General features: G+C 53.9%; 25 protein-coding genes and 1 tRNA gene. 16 read left to right on the plus strand and 10 right to left on the minus strand.

What is annotated here, in order from left to right; genetic code table 11:
* Positions 1–3 precede the first annotated feature (3 nt).
* Positions 4–714: an alpha/beta fold hydrolase gene (locus BN1012_RS01010; protein ID WP_052534293.1), complete on the minus strand. Its 711-nt coding sequence runs from the start codon at positions 712–714 to the stop codon at positions 4–6.
* Between the two features lie 58 nt (positions 715–772).
* Here BN1012_RS01010 and BN1012_RS01015 point away from each other — a divergent pair, with 58 nt between their 5' ends.
* The 4 genes from BN1012_RS01015 (at position 773) to BN1012_RS01030 (ending at position 3,859) form a co-directional block, all read left to right on the plus strand.
* Positions 773–1,375: a TetR/AcrR family transcriptional regulator gene (locus BN1012_RS01015; RefSeq protein ID WP_052534295.1), complete on the plus strand. Its 603-nt coding sequence runs from the start codon at positions 773–775 to the stop codon at positions 1,373–1,375.
* A 9-nt stretch (positions 1,376–1,384) separates the two neighbouring features.
* Positions 1,385–1,798 (plus strand): GFA family protein, encoded by a 414-nt coding sequence (locus BN1012_RS01020; protein WP_052534297.1) that lies wholly within the window; start codon positions 1,385–1,387, stop codon positions 1,796–1,798.
* A gap of 267 nt (positions 1,799–2,065) precedes the next feature.
* Complete coding sequence (locus BN1012_RS01025) at positions 2,066–2,437, plus strand: hypothetical protein (RefSeq protein WP_043948159.1); 372 nt, start codon at positions 2,066–2,068, stop codon at positions 2,435–2,437.
* Between the two features lie 3 nt (positions 2,438–2,440).
* Positions 2,441–3,859, plus strand: coding sequence for a relaxase/mobilization nuclease domain-containing protein (locus BN1012_RS01030; protein ID WP_043948160.1), 1,419 nt, complete (start codon positions 2,441–2,443; stop codon positions 3,857–3,859).
* A gap of 2 nt (positions 3,860–3,861) precedes the next feature.
* Here the strand turns inward: BN1012_RS01030 and BN1012_RS01035 are convergent, their stop codons facing one another.
* Together BN1012_RS01035 and BN1012_RS01040 are read right to left on the minus strand one after the other, a co-directional pair.
* Complete coding sequence (locus BN1012_RS01035; RefSeq protein WP_043948161.1) at positions 3,862–4,284, minus strand: hypothetical protein; 423 nt, start codon at positions 4,282–4,284, stop codon at positions 3,862–3,864.
* Between the two features lies 1 nt (position 4,285).
* Complete coding sequence (locus tag BN1012_RS01040) at positions 4,286–4,804, minus strand: antirestriction protein ArdA (protein ID WP_043948162.1); 519 nt, start codon at positions 4,802–4,804, stop codon at positions 4,286–4,288.
* Between the two features lie 452 nt (positions 4,805–5,256).
* Here BN1012_RS01040 and BN1012_RS01045 point away from each other — a divergent pair, with 452 nt between their 5' ends.
* From BN1012_RS01045 to BN1012_RS01055, 3 genes are all read left to right on the plus strand, one after another.
* Complete coding sequence (locus tag BN1012_RS01045; protein ID WP_244442925.1) at positions 5,257–6,147, plus strand: HamA C-terminal domain-containing protein; 891 nt, start codon at positions 5,257–5,259, stop codon at positions 6,145–6,147.
* Positions 6,144–8,765, plus strand: coding sequence for a DEAD/DEAH box helicase (locus BN1012_RS01050; protein ID WP_043948164.1), 2,622 nt, complete (start codon positions 6,144–6,146; stop codon positions 8,763–8,765). Before BN1012_RS01045 ends, BN1012_RS01050 begins: the two co-directional genes overlap by 4 nt.
* A gap of 93 nt (positions 8,766–8,858) precedes the next feature.
* Positions 8,859–9,071: a DCL family protein gene (locus BN1012_RS01055; protein WP_244442965.1), complete on the plus strand. Its 213-nt coding sequence runs from the start codon at positions 8,859–8,861 to the stop codon at positions 9,069–9,071.
* A gap of 853 nt (positions 9,072–9,924) precedes the next feature.
* Here the strand turns inward: BN1012_RS01055 and BN1012_RS01060 are convergent.
* Positions 9,925–10,392: a hypothetical protein gene (locus tag BN1012_RS01060; RefSeq protein ID WP_145973375.1), complete on the minus strand. Its 468-nt coding sequence runs from the start codon at positions 10,390–10,392 to the stop codon at positions 9,925–9,927.
* A gap of 176 nt (positions 10,393–10,568) precedes the next feature.
* Positions 10,569–11,183: a recombinase family protein gene (locus BN1012_RS01065; RefSeq protein WP_244442926.1), complete on the minus strand. Its 615-nt coding sequence runs from the start codon at positions 11,181–11,183 to the stop codon at positions 10,569–10,571.
* A gap of 318 nt (positions 11,184–11,501) precedes the next feature.
* Between BN1012_RS01065 and BN1012_RS01070 the strand changes: the two genes are divergently transcribed.
* A complete protein-coding gene (locus tag BN1012_RS01070) occupies positions 11,502–11,906 on the plus strand; it encodes a hypothetical protein (RefSeq protein WP_206778006.1) in 405 nt (134 codons plus the stop codon).
* Between the two features lie 157 nt (positions 11,907–12,063).
* Here the strand turns inward: BN1012_RS01070 and BN1012_RS01075 are convergent, their stop codons facing one another.
* From BN1012_RS01075 to BN1012_RS01090, 4 genes are all read right to left on the minus strand, one after another.
* Positions 12,064–12,885: a hypothetical protein gene (locus BN1012_RS01075; protein WP_145973377.1), complete on the minus strand. Its 822-nt coding sequence runs from the start codon at positions 12,883–12,885 to the stop codon at positions 12,064–12,066.
* Positions 12,886–13,139: 254 nt separating this feature from the next.
* Positions 13,140–13,511: a hypothetical protein gene (locus BN1012_RS01080; protein ID WP_043948169.1), complete on the minus strand. Its 372-nt coding sequence runs from the start codon at positions 13,509–13,511 to the stop codon at positions 13,140–13,142.
* Between the two features lie 79 nt (positions 13,512–13,590).
* Positions 13,591–13,941 carry an ankyrin repeat domain-containing protein gene (locus tag BN1012_RS01085; RefSeq protein WP_145973378.1) on the minus strand — a complete coding sequence of 117 codons (351 nt, stop codon included), beginning with the start codon at positions 13,939–13,941 and terminating at the stop codon, positions 13,591–13,593.
* Positions 13,942–13,949: 8 nt separating this feature from the next.
* On the minus strand, positions 13,950–14,987 hold the full coding sequence (locus BN1012_RS01090; protein ID WP_043948171.1) for a hypothetical protein: 1,038 nt from the start codon (positions 14,985–14,987) through the stop codon (positions 13,950–13,952).
* Positions 14,988–15,036: 49 nt separating this feature from the next.
* Between BN1012_RS01090 and BN1012_RS01095 the strand changes: the two genes are divergently transcribed.
* From BN1012_RS01095 to BN1012_RS17880, 8 genes are all read left to right on the plus strand, one after another.
* Complete coding sequence (locus BN1012_RS01095; protein WP_145973379.1) at positions 15,037–15,486, plus strand: hypothetical protein; 450 nt, start codon at positions 15,037–15,039, stop codon at positions 15,484–15,486.
* Positions 15,487–15,619: 133 nt separating this feature from the next.
* Positions 15,620–15,916, plus strand: a complete 297-nt coding sequence (locus BN1012_RS01100; protein WP_043948173.1) for a hypothetical protein — start codon at positions 15,620–15,622, stop codon at positions 15,914–15,916.
* Positions 15,917–15,946: 30 nt separating this feature from the next.
* Positions 15,947–16,150 (plus strand): hypothetical protein, encoded by a 204-nt coding sequence (locus tag BN1012_RS01105; protein WP_043948174.1) that lies wholly within the window; start codon positions 15,947–15,949, stop codon positions 16,148–16,150.
* A 74-nt stretch (positions 16,151–16,224) separates the two neighbouring features.
* Positions 16,225–17,841, plus strand: a complete 1,617-nt coding sequence (locus tag BN1012_RS01110; protein WP_043948175.1) for a type IV secretory system conjugative DNA transfer family protein — start codon at positions 16,225–16,227, stop codon at positions 17,839–17,841.
* Between the two features lie 21 nt (positions 17,842–17,862).
* Positions 17,863–18,138, plus strand: a complete 276-nt coding sequence (locus BN1012_RS01115) for a hypothetical protein (RefSeq protein ID WP_063958475.1) — start codon at positions 17,863–17,865, stop codon at positions 18,136–18,138.
* The gene (locus BN1012_RS01120) at positions 18,135–18,419 is read left to right on the plus strand and encodes a hypothetical protein (RefSeq protein WP_043948176.1); all 285 of its coding nucleotides are present in this window, start codon (positions 18,135–18,137) and stop codon (positions 18,417–18,419) included. Before BN1012_RS01115 ends, BN1012_RS01120 begins: the two co-directional genes overlap by 4 nt.
* 272 nt (positions 18,420–18,691) lie before the next feature.
* On the plus strand, positions 18,692–18,967 hold the full coding sequence (locus BN1012_RS01125) for a hypothetical protein (RefSeq protein WP_043948177.1): 276 nt from the start codon (positions 18,692–18,694) through the stop codon (positions 18,965–18,967).
* Positions 18,964–20,544, plus strand: coding sequence for a recombinase family protein (locus BN1012_RS17880; RefSeq protein WP_081826476.1), 1,581 nt, complete (start codon positions 18,964–18,966; stop codon positions 20,542–20,544). Before BN1012_RS01125 ends, BN1012_RS17880 begins: the two co-directional genes overlap by 4 nt.
* Here BN1012_RS17880 and BN1012_RS01140 read toward each other — a convergent pair.
* A tRNA-Ala gene (locus BN1012_RS01140) sits at positions 20,498–20,573 on the minus strand. The two genes, BN1012_RS17880 and BN1012_RS01140, sit on opposite strands and share 47 nt — an antisense overlap.
* Between the last annotated feature and the right edge of the window lie 27 nt (positions 20,574–20,600).

Below are 20,600 nucleotides of genomic sequence, written 5' to 3' on the forward strand. Positions count from 1 at the left end.
CAGTCATCCTTTTCTTGAAATGCCAAGGTCATGTGCGAAGCCGGTGAGAACTTTGGCGAGCGCCTGTGGTGCGTCCCGGGCAATAAGATGTCCGGCGTCGTGCACGCGGCGCAGCTGCACCTGCGGACAGCTCGCTTGGAATTTCTCAACTTCATCGTCTGTCACAGGGCCGGAAGGGCCGGCGCGAACAAGCGTGATGGGCAGCGTCAGCGACCTCGCTGCGTCGGTCATTTGCCGCGCCCTATTGAGAATGTCGTCGACCAGCGGTGACTGGCTGAGTTGGGGCGCCTGCGCCGCCAGGAAGCGTCGCACTTTGCATCTATTGGGTGCCGGCACGACGTCCACCAGCACCAGACCACGCACTTCTTGTTTTGCTCGCATACCGTGAAGCGCCAGCAAGGCCGCATAGGCCCCAAGAGACGCACCGACAACAAGTGCGGGGCGATGGGTTTGGATCATCGCCGCCGTGTCCCGCCCAAAGGCTTCGATGCCGTCACCCGTGGAACCGGTGCTCTCGCCATGTCCGCGCTGGTCATATGCCGTGCTGGTGAAACCGGCTTCCAAAAGATGCCGCATGACCGGCCGCCACACCTGGCGCGTCTCTCCGCCCGCATGCAGCAGCAGAAAGTCTGTCTGGAGAGCATTGCCTTCGCAGATCAGCAAAGCGTCCTTGCGATCAAGCGTGCGCCGAAGAATTTCATTACCTTGAACCATCAAGGTAATATGAAGACAGTACCTTGACACGTCAAGGTATGAAGGGCACACTTCTGCCATGCAGGATCGACAGAACCAGCGCGTAAGGCGCTCACCCGAAGAAGCGCGCGCCCTGATTATCGCCAGCGCCGAGACAATTCTCCTTCGTGAAGGCGTGCAGGCGGTTCAGGTGAGGGCGGTCGCCCGAGAAGCCGGCATGACAGATGCGGGCATCACCCATCACTTCGGCAACCGCGAGGGTCTGTTGACCGCGCTGCTCGACAACGGCGCCCGCAAGACGCGTGAGGCCATCAGCGAGACCGTTCAAAGCTGGGTGGAAGAAGAGCCTGACATTGCCCGCCTGGTCGAAACCCTGCACGACCTGTACCGCGGCGGGTACGCAGCGCTGGCCCTGCAGCTCTACAACAGTGGCTGGCAGGACACGGGGCAGCCCCTGCTTGAACCGGTCGTGGCGCCCCTCATGGCCCGCAACAAGAATCCGCAAACCAGTGAAGAAGACCTGCGCGGAGCTCTGGCGTCATTGCATCAGTGGCTGGCCCTGGAACCATTGTTCGGATCCCCGTTCCGCCGAAGCGCCGGTCTTAAACAGAACTCAAAGGTCAAGCTGCAGCTGGCCTGGTGGATCAACTCGATTGAAGCCATGCTTCGGCCGAATACGTGAGGGCAACCGATGTCGAAGACGTATGGAGGCGGCTGCGAATGCGGCCGTATCCGGATCGAACTGGAGGTGCCAAAGCCGCTTGAGGACCATGTGCCCCGGGCCTGTCAGTGCGACTATTGTCAGCTCAATGGTGGGGTTTTCTTCTCCGATCCTGACGGTCGCGCAACCATCTATGGCGAGGAGTATCTGGTTGGCGAGACCCAGGGGTCGCAGCAGGCACGCATGCTCCTGTGCGGCGTTTGCCGCAGGCTTGTCTGTGCGACATACAGCCATGATGGAAAATGTTTAGGTGCCGTGTCCGCCCTCTTTATTGGCACCGAACAATGGCTCAAAGATGCCATGCCGGTATCGCCGGAAGACTTGTCACCTGAAGAAAAGGCAGGCCGCTGGGCCAAACTCTGGATGCCCATCGCGTTTCGCTAGGAACGCTGAACACTCAAACTCGTCGCTGAAGAAAAATGGTGGAGCTAGACGATGAAACATCGAACCAGCTTTTCGAGACTCTAGCAGACTGGAACACCCAGTTGGAGGAGCATGGCTTGGATCAGAATGAGTTCATTGAACCGCCTGACCCTCCAGCGCCGTAATTGGTGTTAAGCGCTCTCTTTCCCCCAATCCTCAACAAGACTGGCCGCACTCTATCGCTGAATAAGCGATGGAGCGCGCCTGCTATTGCCTGATCGATCCGCCATGACTGAGAAGAACAAGCCCTCGTCGGTGCTCTCGCTGCGCCTGACGCGCGATGAACGCGCGCGCCTTGAGCACGAAGCCGGACACCAGACTTTGAGCGCTTATGCCCGCTCTGTGCTGTTTGGCGCTGATGCGGCCAAGCCGCGCCCCCGCACCCGCCGCTCCGCTCCAGATGAAAAACTACTGGCTCAGATTCTTGGGCAAATGGGGCAATCCGCCTTGGCACAGTCTCTTGCCACATTAGCCCAGGCCGTCCGGCTGGGCTCCCTCCCCATCACCCCAGAAACCGAAACCGCCATGCGCAAAGCTTGCGCTGATATTGCTGTTATCAAGTCCGTGCTCATGAAGGCGCTCCATATCAAGGAGCACTAACCCATGATCCTGAAAGGCTCCCAGCGCGGCGGTGCAAAGCAGCTCGGTCTGCATCTTCTGCGCGCTGATCAGAATGAGCATGTCGAGGTGCATGAGATTCGCGGCTTCATGTCCGATGATGTGGTTGGCGCTTTGAAAGAAGCCTATGCGGTCAGCCGGGGGACAAACGCCAAGCAGTTCCTTTTCTCCGTCTCTCTCAACCCGCCTCAGAATGAAGACGTGTCCATTGAAACTTTCGAGGGCGCGATTGATCGCATTGAGCAAAGCAATGGCATGGAGGGACAACCGCGCATTGTCGTCTTTCATGAAAAAGAAGGCCGACGCCATGCACACGCCGTATGGAGCCGCACCGATACAGAAACGATGACGGCTCGGCCTTTGCCTTTCTTCAAGACAAGGCTCCGAGAAAACGCCAAAGAGCTTTACCTCGAAAACGGCTGGAAGATGCCGCGCGGGCTTATGGATAGCCGCGAAGCTGATCCGCGCAACTTCACGCTGGATGAATGGCAACAAGCCAAACGCGCCGGACAAAACCCGCGCGATCTCAAGCAAGCCATTCAGGAATGCTGGGCTGTCTCGGATTCAAGCCAGAGCTTTGCCAATGCATTAGAAGAACGTGGCCTTCGCCTCGCCAAAGGTGACAGGCGCGGCCATGTCGCGATCACCACGCAAGGTGAAGTGTTCTCTGTCGCCCGCAGTATTGGCCAGAAGGCCAAAGACGTGCGCGCACGGCTGGGTGAGGCTGATGCCCTCAAATCTGTTGATGAGACCAAAGCGCAGATTGCTCAAGACCTGACCCCGGCTGTTCAGCGCATCATGCAAGAGGCGAACACTAAGACGGCGAATGAACTTGTGCCGCTTGCCAAACAACGCGGGGACATGGCTACCAATCACCGCAGCGAGCGGCAAAAGCTGGAAACCTCGCAAAAGGATCGCTGGGATGCAGAAACCCGCGGACGCTCTGAGCGCCTCAACAAAGGCATTAAGGGGCTGTGGCAGCGCATGACGGGCGAACATGCGCGGATCATCAAGGACAACCAGCTAGAGGCCATGAGCGCGCTCAAGCGCGATCAGGAGCAACGTGAGAGGCTGATTTTTGCGCAAGCCGCCGAGCGCCGAAAACTACAAGAGGCCATTCAGGCACAACGCAAGAGGCATGTGCGCACCATGAATGATCTGCACCGCGATGCGGCGCGGCTCCGGCGTGGTGAGTTGCCAGAGGTACAAAAGCAAAAACCCGCGCAGCAGACGGAACGCCAGGCGAAAGCTTCGGAGCTGAAATCTGCCTGGGATGCGCGCGCGGCGGCAAAGCCGCCTGTTGCAAGGACTCGCCCGCTATCACCGCAAGAGCGGCTTGAGAAGCTGCGCAGCAAAGATGGAGCAACGCGCCCGCCGGATCGTGGATGGTCACATGATCGCTGAGCTTAGAAATCAAACAAGTCCCGTTGCTCACTGAGCAATTCATCCAGCCAGATCAAATGCGCGAAGTCATTATAGATGTGATTGTGCTTGAGACTGACCGATTGGTGCACATCTGAGCAGAAGCATGGCTGTTCGCCGGGGTTCTCACGATATTTGCGCAAACCGCGCGCTACTTCGCGGTAGCGGCTCAAATTGGCGAACAGGCTATTGCGTGAATCGTCTTTGATCGCGCGCAGCGCTATTGATCGGTCTGGCTCAGCCTTCGCTGCCGCTTCCTCAATGTAGCGTTGTTTGTACCCGCGATAGCCGTGCTTCTTCACGCGCTCCAGTATCTGCTTTGGAAATGGCGGCGTTCCGCCAAGCAGATAATACCAAGGGTGGCCGGGGTGATAATCTTCGGGCGTGAGTATTCTTTTCTGCTTCATGTCAGTGGCTCCAGAACACATGGACTTGCTCACTGCCCGTCTCGATGCTCAGCACGTCACCGATCTCAAGATCGCGCGCCATACGCTCATAATCGATATAGAAGGCAAGGTTCTGCGGAACGCAGGTGGTTTCTTCTGTCAGCTCGCGGGCAAAGTCCTCCAGCGATGGGTACTGCCCCGCATAGCGGTCACTGATGGCTTCACGGGCTTCTTCCAGATCACCAAAATAGGCAATCAGCTTCCCGCCTAACGCACCGTGCTCCTCGATGAATGCCGCAATCTCGATAACGCTTTCAATGCCCTGATATTCGGCAATAGAGACGCTCTCAAATCCCTCATAGTCATGGATGGCGTATTCTTCGGCGTCCTCAATCTGCGATGCATTGAGCATAGCCGCAATCTGGTCATGGATCGCTTCAACGCTCTGCGTCGCATCGATCCACACACCATGAAGTATGCCGTTATTGTATGAGGCGAGACACGCCACATAGAGTCTGATCTCTCCTTCGTTCTGTTCCATCAAAAATCCTCCTTTGGATATGGGTTGCACATGCAACCCTGCTTCCGGCTGAGGATGGGTGTGCAAACGGAGGGAAGAATCGACGGCGGGCGCAGGCGCGAAGCGCCGAGCCTCGGGAGACCGTCTATTCTTCGTGAAGTGCGCTGAGGGCAAAGCCCTAAGAGAGCACGATGGATCGAATCTTTTTGGCTGAGACGGTCAATGCTGGCTCGGTTAATTTCAGCCCACATACATCGAGACGTATCTCAAAGCCTTTCTGTTTCACTTACTTGAACTACGCAGTTGAACCAGTATTTCTGAAAATTGAGAAAGTAATAAGTCTTCCCATTATCTCGTGGTAATATCTTCTTGTTCAGAAGAGAAAATGCAGAAACAACAATAAATGGAGATGAAACCTGCCACCGATACTTGAAAATGATTTATGCAATATTATTGCAGGAGATCCAGGGGAGTTGGATGTTCACCTTCAGCTAGTGGAAAGTGATGTGTCGCTGGAAGGCTGCGCCGCTAGGTTGCACTGCCACTGCTTGACCGTCGACGGTAATGGGCGCGTCAAACCCGAGCGCCTAGCGGAGTTTATGCGAAACGCGATTGTGGATTATGCGATTCCAAAATCCCGACTAGATGAAGCGCGCGCTCGAGATGCGAAATACAATTCAGCAAGTGCCGTTACAGCCCTACATCACGAGGCAATCGGGACATTCACCGATTTGAGCAATACTGGCGAAGGTGGCGAGATGTTGCTCTATCTGCTTGCTGAACGTTTTCTCAAGGTGCCGCAGGTTTTGAGCAAAATGGATCTAAAGACCGATTCTCGCATGCATTATCATGGGGCAGATGGTGTGTATGCCTCGGTAAATGATAATGGCCTTCTCAAACTGTTCTGGGGCGAATCTAAAGTTTACGCGGATCCCACTGATGCAATCCGCGATTGCTTGGCATCGCTTGCACCGTTCTTGGTAGAGGTCGATCACGAGGGCGCAGATAGGAATCGTGACTTAGTTCTCTTAAGTGACAAGGCCGATTTGAGCGATCCGAAGCTGACAGCCTCATTCAAGAAATACTTTGATCGGACGTCGCCATTGTCCAACAGGGTCGAGTATTGCGGGATAGCTTTAGTTGCCTTCGATGCCGGTTTTTATCCACAAGACAATTCAAAGGCCGTAGCTGACGAAATTTCTTCAGCTGCAAAAATTGAAATGCAAAAATGGATAAAAAACGTCAAGAATAGGATAAGTACAGAAAAGTTGGAGGGGTTTGACATACAGCTATTCTGTGTCCCGATACCCTCAGCAGATGGATTTCGAGAGGAGTTCCTCAAAGCGCTTGGGATAAATCAATGAAAGACACGGAGCTCTTTGATTGGCTAACTCAGGAGGCTTTCCGGGCTGATATCGACCGGCTCACCCAGCACACTGTTGCAACCGAAATCACCAACCTAGAAGAAAGCTATGTGTGTGATAGCCCGCAGGATGCGTTTGATTGGGCAGAGTTGCTCCTCGCCGGAAGTCTGCTGGCCAGATCGGATATGCGCGAACATCAGGAAGCGGCGCTCCGGATAGCTACAGCCGCTGTCACACTTGACACTACGCCGGATGTTCGAGACGCCGGAGCCATACTATTTGAGAAGCTCTCGAATCATAGGTCCGTGGAGTTGGCTCAAGAACGAGGCCGCATTGAACCTGATCTAGATGGCAGACTCGGCGTATCGATGCGGCTTGAGGCTAGTAGAAGGTACTTTGATGATTCGATATTTCTTGAATCAAGCGGTAAGCGAATAAGCGTCAACGATTTCCAGCGAGACCTGTGGAATGGAGCATCATCTGGCGCGAGTTGGCTCTCAGCGTCCGCTCCCACGGCATCCGGCAAAACATTTCTGGTGCTTCAATGGCTGCTAGACCATCTGCGCACAAATGAAACACGAGTTGCTGTTTATTTGGCACCAACTCGGGCCCTCGTAAGTGAAATTGAGCTGAATCTGAAGGAACTATGCCGCTCGGGGACGGGGATCGAGATCTCGTCACTGCCTTTGCCAGATGCCTATTTCTCAGCTGTTGCTGGCGACAAGAAAGCGGTGTTTGTCTTTACGCAAGAGCGCTTGCATCTGCTAGCAAACCTTCTCGGTGATCAGCTCAAAGTCGACCTTCTGGTCGTAGATGAAGCCCACAAAATAGGTGACCATCAGCGAGGGGTAATACTGCAAGATGCGGTTGAGCGAGTATCGAGAGAAAACTCCGCAATGCAGGTCGTGTTTGTTAGTCCTTCGACACAAAATCCCGAGGAGCTTCTGGAAGACGCTCCGGAAGGTGTGCAGAAGTCATCGGTTGATAGTGACATGCCGACCGTGTTGCAGAATGTTATTCTGGCAGAACAAGCTCCACGTAAGCCAAAAGACTGGAATTTGGACCTGGTAAGAGGCGACTCAGTAATACGTCTAGGTACGTTAAAGCTGGCAAGTAAGCCGGCGGGGCTCAAAAAGAGACTGGCGTTCATTGCCGCTGCAGCAGGTGAAAGTGGAGGCACCTTGATCTACTGCAACGGTGCGGCAGAGGCGGAGGATGTTGCGCTGCTCATCAGCCAATTGGAAGGCTCTGCGAAGACTCAAGATCAGGAATTACTCGATCTAGCAGATCTGGCACGAAAAGGTGTTCACCGAAACTACCAGCTCGCGCCATTGGTGGAGCATGGCGTAGCTTTTCATTACGGAAACATGCCGTCTCTTATTCGGACCGAAATTGAGCGGCTCTTCCGCATTGGCAAGATCAGGTTTCTTGCATGCACTTCGACTCTGATCGAAGGCGTAAATCTTTCATGCAGGACAATTGTTGTGCGCGGCCCGCGAAAGGGTCGGGGCAACCCCATGGAGCCTCACGACTTCTGGAATCTTGCAGGTCGCGCAGGACGATGGGGCAATGAATTCCAGGGCAATGTAATTTGCATTGACCCTCATGACGAAAGAGCTTGGCCGATTGGCGTACCAAAGCGGTCGCGTTACCCGATTAAAAGAGAAACGGATGCCGTATTGGCTTTGTCCGACGACCTTGCAGTGTACCTGGAGAGCAGGAACGCTGAGACCCTGAAAGAGCTGCAGCAAGGTGAGGAATTTGAACAAGTTGGAGCGTATCTTCTAAACACCTATATCCGGCTTGGCTCTCTGTCTCAGGCACCATTCGCAAAGCGTCATCCCGAAGGGAGCCTCGAAAAGCTAGACAAGAGCCTTGAAAGCATTGCGCGGTCAATCACCATCACCAAAGACGTTCTCGTTAAGCATCCTGGAGTTAGTGCTGTTGGGCTGCAGCGCCTTCTTGACATCTTCCGAGCATATGAAGGCAACGTTGAGAACCTTCTTCTAGCACCATCAGAAAGTGTCGACGCCTATGACCGGTATGTAACTGTGATGCAAAAAATAAACGACAATCTGTATCCAGTGTTTTTGCCGGACGGTCTTATCCCTCTACATGCCCTAATTGTCGTTGAGTGGCTGAAAGGATTTTCTCTTTCTACGATTATTAGAAAAAGAATTGAATATCAGGAAAGACAAGGTAGACCCTTCAGATTGCCAGTCCTAATCAGGGAAACGATGAATATCGTCGAAGAAACAGCCAGATTCAAAGCGCCCAAATATATCTCGGCGTATGTAGATGTCTTGAGGCTCTTTCTCGTCGAAAGCGGCCGGGATGACCTGATTGATGAAGATTTCGATATTGGCGTGGCTCTTGAATTCGGGGTGTCTAGCACCACCCTGCTCTCATTGATGGAGCTTGGTTTGTCGCGTATGTCGGCAGTTGCTCTGTATGAAAAGATTGCACGAGACGATCTTGATAGGGACGGTTGCCTATCATGGATCAATGAGCACAGTCCAAATTTTGCCGGAATGGATTTACCAAACCTTATTGTGCGAGAGACATTGGCCATAACTGAACTTTCGGGTTCTGACGACAGTCTGCAAGTTTCTGAATAGTAGGGATTGGAGGGCGCCATGCCGGCAAAGCCAGTCAAGATCGGATCACTCGCCTTCGAGAAGAAGGGAGATGCTGATACCTTCTTTCGTACCATGCTGAACAGGTACGACTTAGGCGATAAAGTGTCTGGCGACGACGCGGAACACCTGCTTAACCTAGTGGCCTCGCATCCTAACGCTGCTGACAAGATTGGCGTTGGAATTGAAAGTTTCAGCGTTAGAACCGCCGACTATGGATCGAGATGCTTTTGGGTCAATCGTACTGATGGGAGCACAGAAAAGTTCTCATTTAGGGCGTGTTACTGAAAGACGTGAACACTCACAAAGAGGCCGGTTTGTAATTGTGTCTATACCTTCCTAAACGAGGGATAGGATAGTGTTCCGATCTTGCGTGGCATGAATACCTCTAGGCGAATGCAGTATAGCTGGCGCGCATCCAATCGGCGGACGGTTGGTATCAATGAAATTGTCGTGGGTGTCGGGACGCGAATAGTCCTGACCAGCGGGTGTTGGGGGCTGTTACCCCGACGAGTGATCAAGCGGCGATAGGTCTTGCCATGGGGGTCTTGGGGGCAGCCTGGAGGCTCCCCCAAGCGCAGATCAAACAGGCGAAAGTTGCTGGCGCTTATGAAGGCTCAATGCCTGAGAAGCGCCACATGGCGAGAGGGATTTTCAACGGGAGAGCGCCAGCGTCTCCCTTGAACAAGATGTGCTGTCATACAGCACACATCTTGCGCAACGCGCTTTAGCGCGCAACTCGCGCAACGCGCTTTAGCGCGCAACTCGCATCATTTCATGATGTTTCAATTTTCAGATCAGGCAAGAATGAGAATGCCGGGGTGGAGTCATGCTTATTGCTGTGACCTCACCAGGTGCGTCATCCGGATCGTGTATCTCTCGCGGTGCTATGTACTATTCATTTCTTTGCACACACCACTGACCATCAGAACTCGGTATAGAGTGCACGTTTAGTTCACCAAAACATAAAATGCAACTCATCCGCATTAAATAAAGATAAAACTTTACTTATATAGATAATGAATATATAAGATTTTGTATGAAAAATATTTTCAAAATTGCTGCCGTAGGGGCGATAGCTGCAACAGGATTATGTGTTATTCCAAGCTTAGAGTATGGTCTGATGCACGACTAGTGTTGCTTACTGAACTCTGTAAAGATATGCAGTCGGACCAATAATTTTATAGCCTATACGCTCTGCTCTGACCATAAGCGTAAAACTAATGGTGTTGTTGGTGTCGAAGTCCACCAAGTACAACACAGTCCTTTTCCCAGATTCCATTTCGTATGTGACATTCAAATCCATTTTGCCAAGCGTAGGGTATTTTCTTTCAGCAAGCCAATAGCCAGATATTTCTTTCCCATCATTTTGATACAAGGTGATGTAGCCGTGTGGCGCAAAATGAATCTCTGATTTTGTGTCTAAAAACCGCCAACGCCCCAATATCTGAATCTCCGGATCAGGAAATATCCATCCGAAAAGACAGTCAGAGAAACCTTTGCATTCTACATTTTCGAAACGTGTTTCATGCTGAACATGCTGAGATAGGTGTTCAAAACTAAGCGGGGACAGAACCAAGGCAAGCGAGAATAGCATGGGTGTATTCACCGAAAATCTCCGACCGAAAGATATAAGTGGTATCCTCTGTAGCCCGCCCCGATTAAGGCAGTTTTCGTTCACTATTGTACTGCATCGCATTCTAATGACGAGCCCCGATGGCGCAGCCACCTCTTATGTAACTATTTGAGTTGTCTCCATAGTGCCTCGCGCGTTCGAACGTTCCCCTACGCCGCTTCATCGACCCCCATCCGCTCGAACGCCCGCCTGTAGGTGATCGGCGATATCCCCCGACGCCTTGCGATCTCGGCCAAAGAGCCCCCGCGTTGATAGACGCATTCATGCGCCCACATCACATCGCGCGGGGAAAGCTTCGGCGGTCGCCCCAATCGGCTGCCTCTGGCCTTCGCGGCCTGAAGCCCCGCCATCGTGTTCTCGACAATGATCTCGCGCTGGAATTCCGCGAACGCGCTGAACAGGTGGTAAACCAGCCGCCCGCCGGATGAGGTGGTGTTGATCCCTTCCGCCAATGAGCAAAAGTGAATCCCCTCGCGCTCGAACCGCGCCAGTAAATCAGCCAGGTGCAAAACGGATCGCCCCAGCCGATCGAGCTTGAACACCACCAGCACATCACCCGGCTCCAGCGCCGCCAGCGCATCATCAAGGCCGGGGCGCGTGTCCGTCTTCCCCGATACGCCGTGATCGGAAAATATCAGATCGCATTTCACGGCGTTCAACCCGTCAAGCTGCATGCGCAGTTTCTGATCCTGGGTTGAAACCCGCGCATAGCCCACACGCTTGCCGGAATGCCGCATGGGCGGCCAGATAGTATCCATATTCATCGCTCATCACCTCCGTAAATCCGCCCGCCTGATCTGACGCAAGACAGCACTCTAAAACCATCAAAAACGATGGTTTTTGATGGCGGCGCATGATCGGCCTTTCGTGATGGAGACGCGCCCAGCATAGCCCGCATCTCCGCCGTTTTCAAATTAAACATAATATTCATACCTCCATATTATCCATTTTCTCAATAACCATGGTTTTTGAACCAGCATAGAGTCAATAAAAAACCCGTTTGTATGTACCCGGCGTACATAAAATGCGTATTTCTGTGTATAAAACAAAGCAAAAAAGCCCGTAAGTCCTTGATCGGACTCGTGTCAAGTCTTCAAACTTGCTTTTCACAGCATTTTTATGTAGATTATGCCTTGACACAACTTACGGCATTCGGGATGGCACTGACAAAACAGGCAATTTTAGGATCATGGAGAGGCGCAGTCACTGGGGTGGCAATGGGCGCGGCGGCTCTGTTGAGCCCTCTTTCCGCCACCGATGCACATGCCGTCGATGTCAACAAACTGACCGATGAACAACTTCAGGAAGTCTGTGCACGTGATACGAACACCGAAACGATCAACATTCAGGCTGGCCAGCATTCCCTATGCACTCGGGACATTTCCATCATCGTCTTCGGAAACGCCGACAACGCCACCGGGGCACAAATCGGCGCGTTCCTTGAAAAACAATTCGCTGAGCGAGGTATTCCGACAAAGGTTTTTTAAGTGGAACAGAGCGGCAAAACGGTGTTGCGGTATCATTCTGGCTTAAAGGTGTGAACTATGGACCCTTTAGTGGAGATAACTGGTCGGATGGCTTTGCCGAGGTGCAGTCACATTACCAGCAGGCTTGGGCTGCGGTCAGCCCACGCGCGGATCAGGGTTAACCAATTCCATTGAAATCAAAGCCAGCGGCACGCCTCACGGTATCCAGCTGATTTTCTTCGTGAACTTCATCCGCAGCGGTTTCGATGGCCGCCTTTTCGTCGTCAATCCACGAAAGCAATTCCACATCCGCTGCATCGCCCGGCGCGTATTCACGCACCAGCGGTTTGACTGCCTCGACGTCCGGCCTTTTTGTGCTGTCGATATCAACGCCTGCTGTGGCGGCGCGATCCTCGATCTGATCGAGCTTCTCCGCATTCGCACGAGATTCCTCGGCATGATCGTTGTACTCATCGACTTTTTCAGCGCGCGCGTCGTGGCTGTTGGCTTCACGCTGCTGCATCAATAACCAGGCCTCATGCGGCGTCATCTCATCCGGGTTCTTGCCACGCTCCCGCAGGTAACGCTCGATCTCCGGTTTCAACGCACCGTTTTCATCAAGCATGTCGTCTTCGCTCTGGAACTGCTGCAGGAAAGAAATCTCGCGATCAATCGCGCCAATCTCTCCTTTCAAGCGTTCCATCTCGTCCGCCAACCAGTTCTGGCGGTCGATCAATTCGTCGTATTGTTCCTGAAGCTGGATTTGCAGAAGGGTACGGTTGAGGCTCGCCTCGTCGCGCTTTTTCTCTTCGCGGGATTTTATGCCTCGCACATCTTTTGCTTCGTCACCCGCAATTGTGCCCGAGCCGTTCCCTGCGCCCATGGTGCCAATGACATTTTGTACCGCCAGTGCGTCGCCCTTGAACAAAGCCGCATCGATGCTCAATGGCACCGGCGGCTGATCCGCAACTGCGGCTGTAAATACTCTGTCTAAACTCATGACGCCCCACGCGTTGAAGTTGTTATTTCGTATAAGTATAGTAAAACATCGTTAAAATTTACATAATACATAAAATTTTATCTATTTTGATTTTTTTTAAACCCAATCTGTATTTAAAATTAACAAATATTTAACCAGAACAATCTATGCTGGAGTTTGATGAGTCGTCAGACTTGTCTCCCAAATAAACTAAAGGCGGCACCAATATCGGTGCCGCCCTTTTTTTGGGCGCGTTCATCTGTCTAAAATTGTAGCTATTCCCGTTGCCCGGGCTCATGAAGACCGAGCCGCCCGGCGAGCGTGTTGCGGCGCTTGGCGATAGTGGTTTGGCTGGGCTGTTTCCTGGCCTCCCGCAGGACTTTCAGAAAATACCGCAAATGATCGGCCCTTGCGCCGGGGTGGTCTCGATTGAACCAGCGATCAATGGTGCCCGGCTTCAAATCGTCCGGCACATCATCGCGTTCGCGCAATAGACTGACAGCGCCACGATTGAGCTGCTGCATCCGTTCTTTCATCTCGGTCAAAAGCTCGGAGCGGATGTTCACATAGCCGTCGCGTTTCGCGTTTGGATGTGAGGTAAATGGCTTGCGCGCGCCGGGCTCTTCATCTGATGGGTGTTCGTCCATATAATCAGTATACGGATTTATAGTAATCTTATCCAGCTTCGGTGTTGGCGGCGCTGCTTATAGACTTTGGGGATTGCATTTAGCGTATCGGAAGAACGGGATCATCCGCCCAGCCAGGCGGATACATTTTGCCAAACAGTGCTTCTTGAATATCGGTTGGCAAGTTCTGCGCACGAGCATGATCTAAAGCCAATCGGAGATTTGCGTCTCTCGCCCATGCGTCAAAATTCATCGTGACGGCGGCGCGCAGAAATTCCGAGCTATGATGAATGCACGCCACGTGAATGGGCGTTAGACCGGATTTTTGATCTTCCACATCTTCTAAAGTTTGGCCGTCCTGTATAGCTGCCGCAAGTTCAAACGGATCATTATTCCGCGCTGCATTAAATATATCGGGCGGCTCATAATCATGACCCGTCTTTTTATTCACACTTGATTTTACCATACCAAGTACTCGTCGTGCAAAGATTCCAGTAATTTCTTCTGTTCTTTGCTGATGTCTTCTTTGTAGAGGTACTGTGATTGCATGGCATAGCTGGGATAGAGCTGCGGGATCGTTAGAGCCATCGTCTCGCGGATAGCATTCTTGTCTTGTGATTGCTGCGTCACTGGCCGGAAAGGGCTGGCAACAGATTCAATGGCCGCGATCTTCAAAGACCGATCTCCTTCAACCATGAAGCAGTGTGCGGCATTGTGGTAGATCGCTTCTTTCGTGCCGAGAAGACTGCGGTCAAAGAGGGTCAGCAGCCCACACACCACATTTGATCCTTGCAGTTCATCCGCCATGCTCATCGGCAATAGATAGCCGTGGTAGCGATAGCCGTATTCGATGATCTCAGCGGCGCTTTCCGGTGTGAACTTGAAGTAGAACCCGATGACGAAGTAGCCCTCGTCTGCGACGGACTTGATGTACAAGGCTGTGCGAAAATTCTCTTCTTCGGACGGTGGCTCGTCGATGATAAAGAGCTGTCCCACAAATTTATGCGCCAAAGCCTGAACATCGTCAGGAACTTCGCGACGGTCACCAAGGTAGAGGGTCTTAAGAGCCCGATACTGCAGCGCCTCCCGGTAGGCGATGACTCGTCTTGTGGCCTCTGTGAAATCCGAATCCCGACGCAGCAGTTCCTTGTGCAAATAGTGGTCGAGAAAGCGGAACTTGTCCTCGCTCAAATCACTGCCATCGTCCTTCATCCAGTGTTCGATGTCCTGACGGCGGAGCCGGGAATCTTCATCCGCAAGGCGTCCTGCTTCATAGGTATCAAATTCGCGCATCACTAGGTTGCGGATGCGCTGCCAGCCAACATGTGAGCCGAATTGCTCTGACAGGTGTTCTTGATAGGCCGCATAGATATCCCGGCAGCATTCTTTCCATTCAACTGGATAGCGTGCGCGCCTTTGTTGGCTGCCAACGGAATCGGCGCCGATGCCAACGACGTTGGCGATACTTCCCGATTGGTCTGCGTTTTCATTCGACATCCGAAAAACATCCCGCGTTTCACGCGGACTGCCAATAAGGAATTTTCGAATGAGTGCTTCTTCGCATCGGTGTCAGTTCTGTCCGTCCTGCTCACCGTTTGGTCGGTGTGCAAAGCGTGAGGTGCCGCTTGTGACCAACAAGGAGCTGGATAATCCGGAGTTCATCCGCGATGTGCGTGAGTACATGGCGGATCTTCCGGTCAGCTCATGGGCGATGCTGGATTACCTGCTTGATGGGTACCGGGATTTTCAGGGCTGGGTCTATCACCCGCTGACAGGCGCGCATTTGTTCTTGGATATTGATGAGGTGATCGAATGCGATCACCGCGAATGGTTCCGCGATCTGTGCCGTCCGATCCCGCCGGAGACAAAGCCGTTCCTGCGCCCGGCAACGCGCGACCGCTTTCGCGTGGCTGCAACCATTCTCCGGCTGATGGATCGCAAGGGCACCGCGCATTGGGGTCTGCGCGCTGCCAATGACAATGAACCGAGCGCTTAGGCGTTCGGCTGCCGTCATCGAGCAAGGCAATCCGCCATTTCCCCCGGATCAGTGATTCAACCTCCTTATTGAGACATGCACGGACGCGGCGGAATCCTCCGCCGCGTCCAACTCCCCCGAATGGAGGGCATGCATGTTTGGCAACAAGCAGCACAACGAGGCGGGGCGCTCCGTGTTCATGGGCTCGATCAACGGGCTTGCGAACACGGCGGCGCTCATTGCGACCTTCTTCGCAACACCCCTTGCCTACCGCGCGACGGAAGCCTGGATCGCTTCTTTCGTGGCGCGTCACTACAGCCCCGGCCTGACTGATCCCGCCCTTGTGGGTTGGTTCATCGCCGTCGCGGCAACGACGTTTTTCGTTGCACGGGCATCGCTCGGTCTTGCGATCACCATGGGTGGGTTGGCGATTGCCGCCCGCCTTCTCTAACCCCTCAAACCCTTGAAAGGAGTTCCAGCAATGGAAGTGAAAAAGGGCAAGAAGGAATCCGTTGAAGGGCCTGTCAAAGGCTTCTTCATGGTGATGGGTGCCTTCTTCATCCTCATGGCCATCGGCGGTTTCTTCAACGCCGATATCGCCTTCGGGCTGATCTCGGGCGGCATCGGTGTTGGCATCTTTGCCATCGCCAGCCGCTTCAAGAACAAGACCCGCATCACCTACTAGCGGGTCACACGAAAGCCTAAGAGGGGCATCCGGCAACGGGTGCCCCTTTTTCATTTTGGAAAAGGACAATCTCAATGACACACGATCAAAGTTTCAATGAAGACAATCGGTTTGGCTCGGCTGGCTGGGCGGATGATTACGACCTGCGCGGTGCTGGCCTGTTTGACGGCAAAGGATTGCCGCTTGGCTACTTCAACCGCAAGCCGATTCATTTGGATGGTGATGCGCCGTTGCTGACTGTCGGCGGCGCTGGCAGCGGCAAGCTGCGCGATCTGCTTGGCCATGTGGCGATCAATGCCAAAGGGCAACCGACACTCTGGCTTGATCCGCGCGGCGAGATATTTTCCATCTGCCAACACACTTTTGCGCCCGCCAATGAATATGCCTATGGCTGGAATCCCATGGGCATTGCAGACCTGCCAAGCCATAGCTGCAATCCGCTGGATATTCTGAGCCTCAATAGTCCGCGTCTGCACGCCGATTCAAAGTTCATCTGCGAGGGGATCATCCCGCTCTCTGGCAGTTCCAATGGCCAGTATTTTGAGCTGCGTTCGCGTGAATGGCTGGATGCGCTTCTCAAAGCCATTGTGGAATGGCGCGGCGCGGTGAGTTACGCGGCTCTGTGGCGGGTGGTGAATACTATTGAAGGCGATCCGCCTGCATGGGCGGACATGCTGGAGCGCATGCTGTCCTCCCGCTTTGATGACGTGCGCCGCGTTGGTGCAGAAATGCTCACCAAGCAGCAAGAAAGCCCCAAAGAGTTCGGCTCAATCCTTGGCGAGATATATGCGCATCTCAATTTCTTGAGTGATCCGGCCTTGCTGGCCGCACTGGAAGGCGATGACTTTTCGCTCTCAGCGCTCTGTGATCCCTCCAGAACCTCCAGCGTGTTCCTCAATATTCCGGCGGAATATCTCAAACTCTGGTCGCCGCTGATCCGCACCTTTGTGACCGTCACGATGCTGTACAAGTCGCGCGCGCCGCAGGCACCGCGCATCACAATGGTGGTAGACGAAGCTGGCCAGTTGGGGCGCTTTGAAGCGCTGCTGTCGGCCTTCTCCTATGGCCGTGGCTTTGGGGTGCGCACATGGGCGCTGTTCCAGGACATTGGCCAAATTGCCCGTAACTTTGATCGCTCTGCTGTGCAGTCCTTTATGGGCTCAGCGCAGGTACGCCAGTTCTTTGGTGTGCGCGATTATGAGACTGCAAAGCTCGTCTCGGACATGCTGGGCAGCGAGACTCTTTCTTACGATGGGTTTGAGTATCAGCAAGCGGCCAAGCGCGAGAAGTGGCAGGCCGCCAAGCAGGCTCTGTTTGGTGATGATCCACTTGCGCAAGGCTATGACCTTGGCCACTACGCCAAGAATGCGGAGCACCAGACCAAACAAGCTCGCCAGCTTCAAATGCCCGATGAAATCCTGCGGCTACCGGAAGATCAGCAAATTCTCTTTATCTCCGGCCTGAACCTCAATCCGATCCTTGGCAACAAGTTCCCGTATTATTCCCGGCGAGAAAACGCCGGGCGGTATCTGCCAAACCCGTATCACCCGCCGCGTGATCGCATGCAGGTGGTCACGCGCTTTGGGCGCAAATGGGCGGCAGTCTTGGATCAGCCTGTTCCGGCCAAGTGGCGGGCTTTCCCCCAATATCAGTCCGGCAGGGCGCTAAGCGTTGAGGGTTATCCCCTTTAGAAAATTTTGCGGAGCAATCCCATGACCGACAACACCGACAAACAGCCCGGCAAGCGTCCCAGCCATATCGCCTATTCCGTGCGCGAGAACCAAGAAGGCAAAGCCTTCTTCAACCGCGTGGGCTCAGCGTTCAAGCACAAAGACGGCAACGGTTTTGACGTTGCTCTTGATGCAACACCTGTGAATGGCCGCATCACCCTGCGCACACCCAAAGAGCGGCTGGATGCCAGGCGCAACGGTGAATCCAACACGCAAGAGCAGGACAAAGCGCGTGAAGATGGAGATCGCTCGTCATGAAAAAAGACTTCGACAAGGTTCACACGCCGGAAAGCCATATCAAAACACGCGCAGAACTGTTGGCACGGCTGCGCGTGCGGGAACGCCCGGCCTATGAGCGGAACTTCATCCCGCATGGTCACATCACCACGCAGGTGCACAAGGCCGTCAAAGCCAGCCATGAGCGGCGTATCGCGGAGCTGCGGGAATCGCTCGGTAGTGCCAAAGAAGGGCTTGAGACGGAGTTTGCCCTCAAACCCAAAGAAGGCCAGGCACGAGCAGATTTTGGGCGCAGTCGATAGAGGCGGAGCCGCTAACGCGGCTCTGCTTTTCCTTCCGTATACAGAATAAATGCTGGACAGAATTGGAATTCTGTATTAGTGTATAGGACGATATTCCTACAAGTGCGTCCGGATTTTGCCGCTCAATATTAGAGCGCTTGATACCGCAAAAAGGCTTGGGGCTTTCCCCCGAATTACCGCCGGACGCTGCTTAGAATCTCTTTCATCAACAAACCCATAGTGACCCGGCGCGGGGCGGCTTTGCCATTCCGCTTGACGGGCGGAGTGCGCCTATGTTTCAGAGTTATTCCCACGACCGTTATCTGCCGTACCTGCAGGAGTTTGATCTATCCAGGCAGGATAAATGCGCATTGATCGATGCGCTGTGGGGGCTGCTGTCGGGAATACTTGATGCTGAAGAAGAAGGCTGTGGACAACTTTCTGCCGATGGCAATGCCGACACCCATGCAGGGCCGGATGCGGTAAAATGGAAGGGATCAAAAACAACAACCAGTGAATTTACCCGTGTAGCGGCGATTGCCGCCCCGCCGGGAGAGGAGTCGCCATGATCGGATTTTCAGAAAAGGAACATCACGGATTAAAGCGTGCCGTCATCTATGCGCGTGTTTCGACAAAGACGCAGCTTCGCGATGGCCATGGACTTGAATCGCAAGAGCTGACCTGCCGTCACTATGCTGAGTTCAAGGGCTATGAAGTGGCCGATGTTTTCAAGGATGACATCACTGGCAGTGGAACCAAGCGTCCGGCAATGCAAGAGATGTTGGCTTTCATGCGCAAACGAAAGCGCAGCGAATGCTTCGTGGTCATCATTGATGATATCTCGCGCCTTGCGCGTGATTTCCGCGCCCATCTGAACCTGCGTGAAGCCATTGAGAAAGTGGGCGGGGTGCTGGAAAGCCCAAAGATGTTCTTCGGCGATGATCCGGTCAGTCAATACTCAGAGGGAATTCAGGCCCTCAACGCAGAGTTTTACCGCAAGCAGAACCGGCAACAGGTGATCTCGCGCATGCATGCGCGGACCCTTAATGGCTACTACCTGTTCGGACCTCCCTTTGGATATCGGTTTGAGAAGGTCGTCGGGCACGGCAAAATGATCGTACCGGATGAGCCGATGGCTTCGATCGTCAAAGAGGCTCTGGAGGGCTTTGCCACGGGTCGGTTCCATACCGCAGCCGAGGTGCGCCGGTTCCTTGAAAAATTTCCCGCCTTCACCGACGGCAAGAAGAACGGCCTGGGCACCGATGTGGCCTTCAACCTGCTGCGTCGCCCTCTCTATGCTGGGCTGATTACGGTTGCAAAATGGAACCTGTTTCTGCATCCCGGAAAGCATGAGCCGCTGATCAGCGTTGAAACTTATCAGCGTATTCAAGACCGGCTGGATGGGCGCAGCTATGCCCGTCCGCAGGTCAACTTACATGTGGATTTCCCAATGCGTGGCATTGTGAACTGCGCCTCCTGTGATCGGCCCATGACCGCTGGCTGGTCGAAGGGGCGTAGCGCCAAGTACCCCTATTATCTCTGTCAGACCAAGGGGTGTGAGCGGCACCGTAAGTCGATCCGGCGTGAGAAGGTTGAGGGCGATTTCCGCTCGCTGCTGCACCGTCTGACGCCCGCTCCGGCGCTGTTGGCGCTTGTGCGCCAGATGCTGCAAGACCTCTGGGCGCAGCGTCAGGCCCGTGCAGGGGCGGTGGCTTTGGATGCCCAACGCGAAGCGCTGGCAATGGCCCGCAAGAGCGACGGATTGCTGGAGCGGCTGGTGAATACAGATGACCCGGTATTGATCAAAACCTACGAAACCCAGGTCAAAGCTCTGGAGACCAAGCGGCGGGCGCTGCTGGAAAGCGCGAAAAAGCCTGCCGAAAATCGCAAGACCTTTGATGGGGTTTATCGAACCGCCTGTGCCTTCCTCTCAAACCCTTGTGCCATATGGGATAGAGACGATTTTGAGTTGCGTAAAACACTGCTGAAAATGGTCTTCCCAGCGGGTGTTTCCTACTCAAAAACTGAAGGCTATCGAACCGCGGGAATCGCAGCACCACTAAGGCTTTTAGAGCGTATTGGGGGTGCGTTTGAGGGGGTGGTGGAGCCAGGCGGAATCGAACCGCCGACCTCTTGCATGCCATGACAGCGCTCTCCCAACTGAGCTATGGCCCCGAAAAACCATTTTTAGGCGCCGTTCTC

Source organism: Candidatus Phaeomarinobacter ectocarpi (assembly GCF_000689395.1).
Taxonomy (GTDB): domain Bacteria; phylum Pseudomonadota; class Alphaproteobacteria; order CGMCC-115125; family CGMCC-115125; genus Pyruvatibacter; species Pyruvatibacter ectocarpi.